Origin of the sequence: Streptomyces sp. NPDC085944 (genome assembly GCF_040686295.1) — a bacterium.
Taxonomy (GTDB): Bacteria; Actinomycetota; Actinomycetes; order Streptomycetales; family Streptomycetaceae; genus Streptomyces; species Streptomyces salinarius.
Genome location: NZ_JBFBJX010000029.1, coordinates 22,805 through 37,626 on the forward strand (window position 1 = coordinate 22,805; position 14,822 = coordinate 37,626).

Genomic DNA, 14,822 nt, shown 5'->3' on the forward strand with positions numbered 1-14,822 from the left:
ATGGCATCCACCTCCGAACGCCGGTTCCGCGTGACGGGCGAGGCCGTCGAGGTGTTCGCGCGGGCCAGCGGTGACCGCAGCCCGCTCCACATGGACGAGGCGTACGCACGGCGTACGTCGTTCGGGCAGCGTGTCGTGCACGGCGCCCTGGGCGTGCTCCACACACTGGCCGCACTGCCCGAGCCGGCGGACGGCCGGGTGCCCGTGGCCCTCCGGGCGCGTTTCCACGCACCGCTCTTCATCGGCCAGGACTACACCGTCGTGACCGGGCCCGGCTCAGAGCACCGTGTGCGGGTCTTCGACGGCGCACGCCCCCTCCTCGACCTCGAACTCACCTACGGCACGCAGCACCGCGGAACCCTGCGGGCGGCCGCCGGGGCACCTCGGCGGCGGGACACGGCCGCCGTTCGCACGTTCGACGACCTCGCCACGGGGCGACTCGACGCCGCGTACGACCCGGACGAGGCCGCGTACACCCGACTTCTCGATCTCATCGGCGCTACCTCGGCCCACGTCACCGCCGAACTCGCCATCCTGCTGGGCTGGGCCAGCTACCTGGTCGGAATGGAGGCCCCAGGGCGCCGGGCACTGGCCGCGCGCTACACCCTCAGCCTCGACGAGAGGGACCCGGCGCAGCCCTGTTCGGCGCGTGCCGACCTGACCGCCGTGGACCGCCGGTTCGGCCGGGTCGAGCTGTCCGCCAGGGTCGGCGGGCCGGAGCTGGCAGGCACCGTGGAGGCGGAGGCGCTGGTGCGCGACGAGCCACCCGCGCCAGAAGTAGGCTTTATGCGCCGCCAGTTGGGAGGATCTGGTGCGGATCTCGACGGGCAGACCGCCCTCGTCGTAGGGGCCAGCCGCGGCCTCGGCGCCGCGCTGGTCCAGGCGCTGGTGCTGCGGGGCGCCACCGTGTACGGCGGCTTCCATCGCAGCCGCGAACAGGCCGAGGCGTTGCGCACCGGTCTCGGTGACGCGGCGTCGCGCCTGCACTTGTTGCAGGGCGACTGGGCCGACCCCCAGTGGTGTGCCGCGGCACGTGAACGCATCCTGGGGGAACAGGGGCGGCTCGACCTCCTGGTGCTCAGCGCTTGCCCACCCGTGAACGCGCTGGGCCTCGACGCGGCCTCCACCGATCGCGCGGCCGCGTACGTGGCCGACAGTCTGGCCCTGACCCAGGGCCCGCTCGCCCGCTTCGCCGAGGACGTGGCCCACGCCCGTGGCTGGGTGCTCGCCGTGTCCTCGCAGTGGGTCACAGAACCGCCCGCCGGCCGCTCCCACTACGTGACGGCCAAGCTGGCCGTCGAGGGCCTGATGCGGGGTGCCGCCGTCGAATACCCCGCCGCGCGCTTCCTCGTCGCGCGCCCACCCCGACTCGCCACGTCCCTGTCCGGCGGCATCGTGGGGCAGAGCGCGGGCGCACCGGTCGAACCGGTCGCCGCCGCGTTGATACGTCGCGTCCTGGACGAGGCCGAACCAGGTCGCGTCCATCTCATGGAGACCTTCGACCTGCCCGCCACCGCCGTGGCGCTCCCACAGGAGAACCCGCCGCAGGAGAACCCGGTCAAGGAGGGCGGTGAGGGATCCGGGCCGGCCCTGGTGGTCGCCGCCACCTTCACCGCCGAGCCCCTGCTGCCGGCCCTGGCGCACTGGAACGAACGGCTCGGCCTCGGCCTCCGGCTGGAGCTCGCCCCGTACGGGCAGGTGTTCCAAGAACTGCTCGACCCGGCGAGTGCGTTCCACCACAACGACCGAGGGTGCAACGCCGTCCTGCTGCGTCCGGACGACTGGCCGGCCGACACGGGCGAACTCGAACGCACCGCGACCGACTTCGTGGCCGCCGTCACCACGTACACCCAGCGTGGCGGTGCCCCGCTGATCGTGCACCTCTGCCCGTCCGAGCCCGGGGCTGCCGTGAATCGCGGGCGGGCCCTCGACGAGGCACGGGATGCGGTCGCCCGCGGTCTCGCGGAGCTGCGCGGCGTCCACCTGACAGGTGACGCGCGATGGGGCGACGGATACGAGACGGCCGACTACCACGACGCCGCTCGGCTCGGCCACGCCCACATCCCTTACACCGATGTCGCCTGCACGGCACTCGGCACCGCGCTGATGCGCACCGTGCACGGTCTGCTCGCACCGCCCTTCAAGGTGCTGGTACTCGACTGCGACAACACCCTCTGGCGAGGCGTGTGCGGCGAGGACGGCCCCGACGGCGTCGCCTTCCAGGAGGCCCACCTGGAGCTGCAGCGCTGGGCGCTCGGGCTGCGGGAACGCGGCGTACTGCTCTGCCTCGCCAGCAAGAACGACGAACACGGAGTGGCCGAGGTCTTCCGGCGCCGAGCCGACGACATGCCGCTCCGCCGCGAGCACCTGACGGCGTGGAAGGTGAACTGGGAGCCGAAGGCGGCCAATCTCGTCGCCCTCGCTCGCGAACTCGACCTCGGCCTGGACAGTTTCGTCCTCCTCGACGACAACCCGGTCGAGATCGCCGCCGTGCGCGCCGCCTGCCCCCAGGTCCTGGCCCTCACCTTCCCCGCCGACCGGCCCGACGGTGTACCGGGAATGCTGGAGCGTGTCTGGGCCTTCGACCGACCCGAGGTCACCGCGGAGGACCGCGGACGCGCCGACGACTACGCGGCCCGGCGTCGACGCGAGGAGGCGCGCGAGGCATCACTCACCTTCGCCGACTTCATCGAGGGCCTCGGTCTTCGTGTCGTCGTCCGTGGAGCCACGGAGGCGGACCTGCCTCGCGTCGCACAGATGACTCAGCGCACCAACCAGTTCAACGTCTCCACGATCCGAAGGACCGAGCCCGAGCTGCGTGCCCTGCTCACCGATGAGCGGGCCGACGTGCGCTGCTGGGTCACCGAGGTCAGCGACAGGTTCGGCGATTACGGCATCGTGGGCGCCGCCCTGACCCGGCGCGCCCACGGGAGTGACACCGTCGTCCTCGACAGCTTCCTGATGAGCTGCCGGGTACTTGGCCGCGGTGTCGAGCACGCCCTGCTGAGTCGCCTCGGGGCCGTCGCCGGCGACGACGGCGCGTCCTTCCTCGAAACGGTGTACCGGCCCACCGCCAAGAACGAACCGGCCCGCGCCTGCCTGGAGTCCGTCGCCGCGCAGCATGCCACGGCGCGGGAGGACGGCAGCGTGGTCTACCGCATGCCGGTCGCTCATGCTGCCGCGATCGCCTTTTGCCCCGAGAGCATGACGTTCCAGGAGGTGGGCGGGGACCGGCACGACCCGCTCGGTGTCCCCGCCGCCCCGGAACGGCTGGCCGCCCTGGCGGAGCTGGCGGAGCGGGAGACGGACGCGGCCGCTCTGCACGACCGGGTGCGCGGTGCCGGTGCCGCACCCGCAGGCACGGCCGACGCGGCCCGATCCGGCGTCGGCGGCTCCGAGCCGTCCGCTTCGACGGTCACCGCCCTGGACTCCGTGCGCATGCTGGTCCAGGAGGTCTTCAGCCGCACGCTCACCCACCCTCATATCCCCGCCGACGCCTCGTTCGAGGCGTTGCGACTGACCTCGCTCGACATCGTGAACCTGACGGTGGCGTTGGAGAAGCGGCTGGGGCGGGAGCTGCCGACGACCTTGTTGTTCGAGCACCGTGACCTCGGCGGTCTGGCCCGAACGCTGGCGGGTGTCCCGCACGAAGCGGAGGCACGGGGCAGCGACACCGCTCACGCCGTCGTGTCCGTGCCGAGCCCACCGCCCGCCGTGCTGCGCGGGCCGTACCGCGCCCCGGTGAACGAGCCGGTCGCGGTGGTGGGCCTGGCCGGGCGCTACCCAGGAGCGCCGACGGTCGACGACCTGTGGGACACCCTCGCCGCGGGCCGCTCCGTCGTGCGGGAACTCGCCGACGAGCGCTGGGACCACAGCCGCCACCTGGACCCGGACGGCGGCCCGGAGACCACGTACTCGGCCTGGGCGGCCCTGCTGGAGGACGTCGACCGGTTCGACGCCCGGTTCTTCGGCATCGCGCCGCGCGAGGCCGAGACGATGGATCCGCAGCAGCGGCTCTTCCTCGAAGTGGCCCACGAAGCCGTCCAGGACGCGGGTCACACCCGTGCCAGCCTCGGGCCGGACGTCGGTGTCTACGTCGGCGTCATGGCCAACGACTACGCATCGCTCAGCCGTTCCGCCGCCATCACCGGCGACAGCCCTTTCCCGTACGCGGAGAACTACCAGATCGCCAATCGAGTCTCGTACTTCTTCGACTTCGCGGGCCCCAGCCTGGCCGTCGACACGGCCTGCTCCGCCTCCGCCGTAGCCCTGCACCTGGCGTGCCGAGCGATCCGGCACGGTGAGGTCGACGCCGCCATCGCGGGCGGAGTCAACCTCGTCCTGCACCCGGCGCGGCACATCCAGTACGCGCAGATGGGCATGCTGTCCCGCACCGGTGCCTGCCGCCCCTTCGGCGAGCACGCCGACGGGTTCGTGATGGGGGAGGGAGTCGGCGCGGTCCTGCTCAAGCCGCTGTCCAAGGCGCTCGCCGACGGTGACCACGTACACGGTGTCATCAAGGGCAGCTGGACCAATTCCGGTGGCCGCACCAGTGGCTTCACCGTGCCCAACCCGCACGCCCAGGCCGCCCTGGTCGGCCGCGCCCTGACCGAGGCCGACGCCGACCCGCGAACCATCAGCTACGTGGAGGCCCACGGCAGCGGCACCGAACTCGGTGATCCCATCGAGATCCGCGGCCTGACCGAGGCGTTCGGGCCGGGCGAGGGCGAGGGCGGCTGGTGCGCCATCGGCAGTATCAAGTCGGTCATCGGCCACCTGGAACCCGCGGCCGGCATCGCCGGGCTCACCAAGGTGCTGCTGCAGATGCGGCACCGCAGGCTCGTGCCCACCCTGCACGCCGAAACCCTCAACCCGCGCATCGGCTTCGACGGCACCCCGTTCCGGGTGCACCGCGAACTGAGTGACTGGCAGCGGCCGGACGGTCCCGAGGGACCCGTGCCGCGGCGGGCCGGGGTCAGCTCCTTCGGCGCGGGCGGTGTCAACGCCCATCTCGTCGTCGAGGAGGCTCCCGAGACGGCCCCCGCTTCCGCTCCCGCCGCGCGGCCCGAGCTCATCGTCGTCAGCGCGTCCGACGCCGACGGGCTGCGGACCTACGCCCGTCGCCTGTACACGCACGTGACAGCGGGAGCAGGGCGCGCCACCCCGGTCGCCGACATCGCGCACACGCTGCGCGTCGGCCGTGAACGCCTCGCGCACCGAGCCGCGTTCGTGGTGAGCGATCGGGCGGAGCTGCGCGAACGGCTGGCGGAGCTCGGCGAGGAGGGCACGGCCCCCGGAATCGTGTACGGCAGGTCCGACGACGGGACCTCGCTGGCCGACGTGTTCACCGACAGCCAGGAAACAGCGCGGTTCATGGAGCAACTCGTCACCCGCGGCGACCTGGTGCGTGTCGGCCGGATGTGGACGCGAGGCGCGAGCGTCGCCTGGGACGCACTGTTCCGCTCCACGGATCGGGTGCGTGTGCCGCTGCCACCCCACCCCTTCCGGGCGACGCGCTACTGGCTCCAGGGCACCGACCGGCCGGCTCGGGCCGCTGAGGTGCCCACGCCGTTGGCCGGGGGAGAGGCGGGCGCGGAGCCCGCATGGTTCCTGCGCGCCGGCTGGCGCGACACCCAAGATCAGGTCGGCGACGACGGCACCCGTCCTGCCGATGTCTCGGTCGTCGTCGCACTGACAGGGGGCACATGGCGCCCCGCAGACCCCGCCGTCACCGTCGCCCAAACCGAGGACGAGGTGCTGCGCCGCGTCGCGGTCGCCGACCCCGCCAGGGGGGTCATCGTGCTGGACGGCCGCCGTCTGGACCCCGACGCGCTCGCCGACGATCCGCTGCGGCTTCCCCTTGCCCTGGCCAGGGCCTGCGCTGCCGGTGGCCCGGCCACCACCTATGCGGGGCTGTACCTTCCGGAGGCCGACGACCCGATGGGGGCCTGCGTGGCGGCCTTCTCACGTTCCGCGGAGCAGGAGATCGCCGGGTTCCGGGGCATACGCATAGAACTCGGCACCGGCGATGAAGTCCCGGGTGCGGCGGACCTGGTGAGGGTCCTGGGCAGGGGAGCGCCGGAAGTGCGTTTCGCGCGAGGACGCTGCCAGGAGCGTTTCCTGGAGCCGCTGTCCATGCCGGACGAGCCCGTCGCCCCCTGGCGTGAACGCGGCGTCTACCTCGTCACCGGCGGTGCCGGGGGAGTGGGGCGGATCATCGCCGAGCGGCTTTCCCGCACTCACCGGGCGAACCTGATCCTGCTCGGCCGCGGCCCTGCCCGCCCGGATGTCGACCAATGCCTGCGAAGGATCGGGGAGGCGGGCGGACAAGCGTGGTACGTGAGCGCCGACGTCTGCGACCGTAGCGCGCTGACGACGGCGATCACCGAGGGCGAGCGGCGGTTCGGTCCCCTCAACGGCGTCATCCACGCCGCGGGGATCGTCGAGGACGCGGCCCTGCGGACCAAGAGCGACGCCTCGATAGCCCGGGTGATGGCGGCCAAGACATCGGGAACCCGGCTGCTCGACGAGGTCACCGCCGACACGCGGCTGGACTTCTTCTGCCTGATGTCGTCCGTGAACGGCACCCTCGGGAACGCGGGACAGGCCGACTACGCTGCGGCCAACCGCCACCTGGACGCGTTCGCGATGTGGCGTGACGCCCAGGTGGCCGCAGGCCGACGGCACGGGCTGAGCGTGTCCGTGGCCTGGCCGCACTGGAGCGGGGGCGGCATGTCCGCGCCGCCCGCGGCGCTCGCGCTGGCCGAGAGCGTGACCGGGCTGCGCGCCATGAGCGCGGCCACCGGACTGCGTGCCCTGGACGCCGTGCTCGCCAAAGGCCCCGGAAGCACGGTCGTGGGTGTGGGCGACCGCCGACGGTTCGTCGCCGCCTTCGCCCGTACACCGAGACACACCCAAATCCCCAGGGGTGAGAACCGGGGCGAGGCCCCGACCGTCGAGTCCCTAGCGGACCAGCTCGTCGAGCTCGCCGCTCACGTACTCAAGACAGTGCCGAGCGAGATCGACGCGGATGCCGAGTTCGGCACGTACGGCTTCAATTCCGTGCTGCTGACGGACCTCTGCCAGCAGATCAACACCACGTTCGGCACAGCGCTGACCCCCGTGGTCTTCTTCGAACAACCCACCCTCACCAAGCTGACGGCAGCACTCGCCAAGGAGGAGTCGGTCAGGCACATGGCGGCCGACGAGTCCGCGTGGGCGAGGCTTGAGGCTTCGCCGCCGACAGCAAGCACGACCGAAGTGCCCCTGACGGCCGTGGCCACGGGGGACGGGGCCGTGTCGCCCGGCGAGCGCTCGGAGCCGATCGCGATCGTGGGCCTGGCCGGCCGCTTCCCCGACGCGCCCGACCTGGACACGTACTGGGCCCATCTGGTGGCGGGGCACGACGCCGTGCGCGAGGTGGACCCCGCACGATGGGACTGGCGGGTCGCGGACGCGGGTGAGCACTGCCGCTACGGAGGATTCCTGGACGACATCGACGCCTTCGATGCCGACTTCTTCGGCGTCTCGCCCCGCGAGGCCCGCACCATGGACCCGCAGCAGCGGCTCTTCCTGGAGGCGAGCTGGTCGGCCATCGAACACGCAGGCTACGACCCGCGTTCCCTGACCGGATCCCGCACCGGCGTCTTCGCCGGAGTGACCTTGCACGACTGGCTCGACGTCCTGCGACGCCACGGGGAACAGCCGGCGGCGCACACCGTCTCCGGCAACGTGCACAGCATCGTACCCAACCGTGTCTCCCACCTCCTCGACCTGCACGGCCCCAGTGAGGCCCTGGACACGGCTTGCTCCAGCTCACTCGCCGCGCTGCACCGGGCCGTGGGAGCGTTGCGCGCGGGCGAGTGCGACCTCGCGCTCGCGGGTGGCGTCAACGTCCTGCTCTCCACCGACGTGTACGACTCGCTGGCCCGCGCCGGGATGCTCTCGCCCACGGGCCGCTGCCACGCCTTCGGTGACGCCGCCGACGGCTTCGTACGCGGCGAAGGAGTCGGCGCGGTGGTGCTCAAGCCGCTTTCCCGGGCGCGGACCGACGGCGACACCGTGCACGCGGTGATCCTCGGTACCGCGGTGGGGCACGGCGGACGCGGACACTCGCTCACCGCGCCCAACCCGTCCGCCCAGGCGGACGTGGTGGCACAGGCAGTACGTGCGGCCGGGGTGCCGGCCGGGAGCATCAGCTTCATCGAGACCCACGGGACCGGCACGGCCCTCGGTGACCCGATCGAAGCCGGCGGCCTCAAGGAGGCGTTCGCGCTCCTCGGGGAGTCGGACGCCGGTCCAGGGACCTGCGCGCTCGGTGCGGTGAAGTCCGCCATCGGCCACCTGGAGTCCGCCGCGGGCATCGCATCCCTGGTGAAAGTGGTGCTCGCGATGCGCCATCGCACGCTGCCGCCCAACCTGCACGGCGATCCACCGAACCGCCATCTCGACCTGAGTACCGGTCCGTTCAGGCTCCTCGAAGCGGCTGAGCCCTGGAAGCCGTCGGCGGGCACGGACGGGAGCGCGCCGCCGCTGCGCGCGGGCGTGAGCTCGTTCGGCTTCGGCGGGTCCAACGCCCACGTGGTCCTGGAGGAAGCGCCCATGACATCAGCTGCCTCGGTCGAGCCGTGCGCCGCGCAGGCCGTCCTCCTGTCCGCCCGTGACGCGCGTGCGCTGCGGGAACAGGCGCGGCGGCTGCGTGCGACCCTCGCCCGCACCGACGGAGCGGAACCCCCGGCTCTGTCGGACCTCGCCTACACCTTGCAGACAGGCAGGCCGCATCTCGACAGCCGGCTCGCCCTCGTGGCCGAGTCCGTCGAAGAACTCCGCGACCGCCTGGACCGCTTCCTGGACACTGGTGACGGCCCGGGTGTGTGGACCAGTCGCACGGGGTCCGGGGTGGCCGTCACCGCCGTGCCGGATCCCACGTCGGCCGACGCGCAGGCGCTCGCCGCGGCCTGGGCCGCGGGCGTTCGCATCGACTGGCACGCCACCCATGCCGGCCCCCGCCGCCGTGTGCCGCTGCCCACCTACCCCTTCGACCACTCCGTGCGGCACGGTCCGACGGCCTCCCCGGCCACGATCACCGGCACCGGCACCAGCACCGGCACCAGCACCGGCACCGGCACCGGTTCCGGGCCGGCCCGCCACCCGGTGCTGATAGGGCGTCGTTGGGTGCCGCTCCAGAACACGCCGCGGCCTTCTGGCAGACGGCGCACCTGTCTGCTGGTGGTCCGGGGACACGAGTGTCTCGGGCTGATCGGCGGGCTCGAACCGGGCGCTTTGGGCATCGACTGGATCGTGCTCCGCGAGCGCTCGCGGCTGCCTCGACTGCTGCCCCAGGAACGCGAGTACGAACTCGACTTCGACGACTACGCCGACGGCGAGAAGGCCGCCGCCGCTCTCCTGGGCCGTCATCCGCAGATCGACGTAGTGCTGGACCTAGCCGACGCCGGGGCCCCTGGCCGCGGGGCGAGTGAGGAGGAGACCGGACTCGGCCGCGAGGCGGGCAGGGTCGCCCTCCTCCAGGCACTGATCCGCCGCGCGAAGGACTCCGATCTGCACGTCGTGCACGTCACCCGCGGCCTGGCCTCGCACCGCAACCCGCTGAGTGGCGTGACCGGAGCCCGGCTGGCCGCCCTGGTGCGCACCTTGGGCAGCGAGTACTCCGCGGTGCGCGCCACCACCCTCGACCTCGACTGGGACACCGCTCTGGCCGATGCGCTGCCACTGGCCGTACGGGAGGCGGACACGGCGGGAGAGGAACCCGAGGTGTGTCTGCGGGGCGGCGTGCGGTACGCACCGCGGCTCGCGGAACTGGACGTGGAAGTGGACACCGGCCGCCGAAGCTCACCGCCACGGGGCACGTTCGGCGGCTTCGCCGTCGACCCGGACCGCGTCTACGTCATCACAGGCGGCACCGGCGGACTCGGCGCCGCCCTCGCCCGCGAGCTGTTCGCGTGCGGTGCCCGGCGGTTCGCCCTCCTGGGCCGTCGCTCGCTGCCCCCGGTCGACACCTGGGCGGCGGGCGGGTTCGGCCCCGATGCGCCGAACGGCATGCGGGACGTGCTCCACCTGCGCGACCGAGGCGCACGCATCGAGCTGTACGGCGGACCGCTCACCGACCGGACGGGCGTCGCGGCCTTCCTCGAGGGGGTCCGCGCCACTCTCGGCCCGGTCGCAGGCGTCGTGCACTGTGCCGGCTCGGTCGATCAGCGCAACCCCGTCTTCATCCGCAAGACATGGGAGGACATCGTCCGGACCTGGGAGCCGAAGGGCGAGGGACTGGTCGTACTCGACCGTCTGCTCGCAGCGGACGAACCCGACTTCGTGGTCCTGTACTCCTCGCTCTCCGGCACGCTGCCGTTCCTGGCCACAGGGCTCGCCGACTACGGCAGCGCCAATGCCTACCTCGACGCCTTCGCGTCCCGGGCGTCCCGACGCGCCTCCCGTACCCGCTATCTGTCCATCGCCTGGGGCGGCTGGGCAGAGATCGGCATGGGCGAAGTGCGCAGCCCCCGTTACACGGAGCAGGGCTTCACCTCCCTCACTCCGGCCGAGGGCATCGGACTGCTGGATGCCGCACTGCGCCACGAGGCGGGACCGACGGTGATCGCCCTTGCCCGTGCCGGCGACACCGCGACCGACTCGGCGCCGCCCCGGCCGCCGGCTCAGAGCGGAGCCGGGCAGGGCACCGACGAGTTGCCCCCCGATCTGCTGACGCTCGTGGTCGACGCGGTGGGCGATCTGATCGCGCGGGAGGTCCTGGTGCCCCGCGAACGTGTCACGCCGGACACCGGCTTCACCGAACTCGGCGTCGACTCCATCCTGTTAGCAGGGGTCGTCACCAAGCTGGAGGCGTTGGCGGGGGGCCCGGTCTCCCCGTCGGCCGTCCTCGAGTACCCCAGCGCCGGCGAGCTCGGTGTCCACCTGGTGCGCGAGTACCCCTCGGGCGTCCGCGCCTGGGCGGCGGAGCAGGCACCGTCGGAGGACACGCCGGACAGCTCGCGGACGTGCGGCCGGGACGTCGCCGTCCCGGAGAAGCCCGCCGGGCTCCGCACGGCCGAGACGGTGGCCGCGCAACCCGTCCCGAGCATCCCGCCCGCGTACGGGCCGCTCGCGGTCATCGGCATGGCGGGCCGCTTCCCCGGGGCTCCCACCACCGAAGCCTACTGGGAGCTCCTGTGCAGCGGACGTGACGCGATCACCGAGGTCCCTGCCGCTCGTTGGGACACCTCCCAGCTGTACGAGGCGCAGACCACGCCCGGACGCTCGACCAGTAAGTGGGGCGGCTTCATCGACGGCATCGAGGAGTTCGACCCCGGATTCTTCGGCATCGCGGACGTCGATGCCGCGCATGTCGACCCCGTGATCCGGCTGGTCCTGGAGTGCGCCGAAGAGACCCTCAGGGATGCAGGATACGAGCGTTCCGAGCTCTCCGGCCGCCGGGTCGGAGTCTTCGCGGGCGCGGGTGCCAGCACCTACGGCGCACGGATCCCTGTCCCGCAGCGCGCCACGGTCACCGGACTCAACCCCAATTTCATCGGCGCCCACATCGCGCACGTCTACAACTTCAGCGGCCCCAACCTGGTGGTGGACACGGCGTGTTCGTCGTCCCTCACCGCGCTCTACCTCGCCCGGCAGGCGCTGGCACTCGGTGAGTGCGAGATGGCCCTGGTCGCCGGGGCGGACCTGCTGCTCGACGAGGTCCCCTATCTCAGGCTCAGTGCCGCCGAAGCGCTCTCGCCCCATGGCCGCTGCCGCGTCTTCGACCAGGACGCGGACGGACTCGTTCCCGGCGAAGGCGCCGGCGCCGTGCTGCTCAAGCCACTCGACGCCGCCGTCGCGGACGGCGACCGCATCCACGCCGTACTCGAAAGCGTGGCCATGAACAACGACGGCCGCACCATGGGCCTCACCACCCCCAACCCGGCGGCCCAGGAGCGCCTCGTTCTCGACGCGCTGCGCGCTGCGGGCGCCGACCCGGCGAGCATCAGCTACGTCGAGGCACACGGCACCGGAACCATGATCGGTGATCCCATGGAGCTACGGGCTCTGACCAAGGCTTTCCGCAGCGGCACCGACGAATCCGGGTTCTGCGCGATCGGCAGCGCGAAGTCCGTCGTGGGCCACCTGCTGATGGCCTCCGGCATGGCCGGGCTGCACAAGGTCGTCCTCGCCCTGCGCCACCGTCAGTTGCCGCCGACCCTGCACTGCCGCACCCCCAACCCCCGCTTCGCCTTCGACACCTCGCCCTTCTACCCGATCAGCGAACCGCGAGCCTGGGAGCCCCGGGCGGGTGTGCGCCGCGCAGGCCTCAGCTCCTTCGGTTTCGGGGGCACCAACTGCCACGCGATCCTGCGCGAACCCCTCGCCGACGAGAGACGTCCCGCGACCCGCTCGCCCCTGCCGTCCGCCCCGTACCGGCGGACGCGGCACTGGGTCGACCCCGTCCCGGTCACGCCCCCTGCCGCACCGCCCGACGGCCGCCGATACCTGGAACTTGTCGCGGACGAGCCCGTAGCCGTCCCCTCTCTGTCCGTCTCGCGCGCGTCGGGCGAGCCCGCCCCCGCGCACCGGCCGTACCTGCAGCTGGAGGAGCTGTCATGACCCCTGCCCCCCGTCCCTCCTCCGTAGAGGCCGACATCGCGCGCATCGAAGGCCGCAGGCTCCGCTCGGTCGTGACGGCGGACGACGAGATCGTCCGAGGACACCTCGTCCACGAAGTGCCGGTGCTGCCCGGTGTCTTCCACTTGGACCTGACACTGCGGCTGCTCCGGCACGCGGGCATCGACCCGGCCACCGTCGAGCTGCGCCGTTGCCTGTTCATCGCACCCGTCGTGGCGACCGCGAAGATGAACAAGGAACTGCGCATCGTCGTCGGCGAACGCTCCGGCCCCGACACGGTGCCCGTCCATGTGGAGAGCCGGCCGCTGATCGACGGCGAGCCGGTCCACGACGTGTGGGAGCGCAACTTCCAGGCCGAGATCAAGGCCGGGATGCCCGCCGAGAGCCCGGTGATCGATCTGAGCAGCATCGCGGGATCCGCCGCGGCCGATGAGGGCGACGCCGAGGAGCTCTACGCCTTCGCCCGCCAACTCGCCATATACCACCGTGACTTCATGAAGGTCAGCGGACGGATCCGGAGCTGGGCCGGAGGCGCGCTCGCCCAGGTGTCGCTCGGTGACGCCGCGGCTGGATACCTCGACCACTTCCACATCCATCCGGTCGTGCTCGACTTCTCCACTCTCGTGCCGTTCCTGCACTTCGGGCGTGACCAACGGGCCGCCCTCACCCGGCCGTTCATCCCCATCTTCATCAGGTCCTTCCGAGCCGCCGGCGTCCTGAGCCGAGAGAGCTGGGTGCACGTCCCGCCGCTGTCCCAGCACATGGCGGACGGCGACACGGTGACCGGAGACATCAGCATCTGTGGTCCAGACGGCCGGGTTCTCGCCGCGATCACCGGGTTCACCTGCAAGCGCGTCCGGTCGGCCGAGCACATAGCCAAATTCGCCGAGCCCGTACCGGTGAACGCGCCCGCGCCGACCGAACCGGCGGAGGAGGAGCCGGCGGCCGCGCTCGTGGAGGCCGAGGCGCCCGTCCCCGCGGGCCCTTCCACCTCCCTGGACCAAGTGATCACGGAGCTGGTGGCGGACGTTCTGGGCGGAGAAGACGGAGTCGAGCAGGACCGTGGCTTCTACGACCTGGGGCTGAACTCGGTGAACCTGCTCGCGATCGCGGGCAAGCTGGAGAAGCGCCTGGGCCAGGAGCTGTACCCGACACTGCTGTTCGAGTACCCGACGGTGCGCAGCCTCGCGGAGTACCTGAGGGAACAAGGTGTGGAACCCGCCACCGCGACAGCGCCTTCGGCTCCGGCTGAACCTGCCTCCGCACTGGCCGAGTCGGTTCCGACCGTCACCGTTCCACGCCTGCCGGACACCCCGTCAGGCGCCGCCACCGCGCCGGTGGCAGCCGCCGGCGACAACGACATCGCCATCGTCGGACTCGCGGGCCGCTACCCGCAGGCCGCCGACGTCCACCAGTTCTGGGACCTGTTGCAGAGCGGCAGGGACTGTGTGACGGAGATTCCCGAGGACCGCTGGGACTACCGCGACTACTTCGAGCCGCGTCGCGGCGCCACCGGACGCTCGTACAGCAAATGGGGTGCCTTCCTCGACGGCGTCGACCAGTTCGACCCGCTGTTCTTCAACATCTCGCCGCGCCAGGCCGAACTGATGGACCCGCACGAACGGCTCTTCCTGGAGACCGCCTGGGAGACCATCGAGGACGCGGGGCACACTCCCGAGACGCTGCGAGCCGCCACCGGCGCCAAGGTCGGGGTGTTCGCGGGCGTGATGTGGAACGACTATCAGCTGTACGGCCTGGAGTCGGTGCAGCAGGGAGCCCCGCAGGTCGTCGCCTCCACCCATTCCCTCATCCCCACCCGCGTCTCCTACACCTTCGACTTCCAGGGCCCGAGCGTGGCCGTGGACACCGCCTGTTCCTCCTCCCTGTTCACCCTCCACATGGCCTGCGAGAGCATCCGCAGCGGGGAGTGCAGGGCCGCTGTCGCGGGCGGAGTGAACCTGTCCCTGCACCCGTACAAATACCTGCGGCTCTCCGACAGCAACCTGCTCTCCACCGATGGCCGCTGCCGGGTGTTCGGGCGGGGCGCGGACGGCTACGTGCCGGGTGAGGGTGTCGGTGCCGTCCTCCTGAGGCCCTTGGCCGACGCCGTCGCCGCGGGCGACCAGATCTACGGTGTGATCCGCGGCTCGGCCGCCCAGCACGGCGGCCGCACCAGCGGCTTCGCCGTGCCCAGC

The 14,822-nt window shown here is 72.0% G+C and carries 2 protein-coding genes (1 of these 2 cut by a window edge); both read left to right on the forward strand.

All coding sequences use genetic code 11. The features are described from left to right. Entirely contained in the window at positions 1 to 12,609 is a 12,609-nt protein-coding gene (locus AB0P07_RS34685; protein ID WP_365557908.1) for an SDR family NAD(P)-dependent oxidoreductase, read from the forward strand. Next, on the forward strand, positions 12,606 to 14,822 hold the beginning of the coding sequence (locus tag AB0P07_RS34690) for an SDR family NAD(P)-dependent oxidoreductase (protein ID WP_365557910.1). The gene runs 10,194 nt beyond the window's last position; the window shows 2,217 of its 12,411 coding nt (coding positions 1-2,217); it begins with the start codon at positions 12,606 to 12,608; its stop codon lies beyond the right edge, outside the window. Before AB0P07_RS34685 ends, AB0P07_RS34690 begins: the two co-directional genes overlap by 4 nt.

Coding starts and splice junctions, on each gene's coding strand:
- AB0P07_RS34685 (WP_365557908.1), top strand. CDS start 1: ATGGCATCCACCTCCGAACGCCGGTTCCGCGTGACGGGCGAGGCCGTC.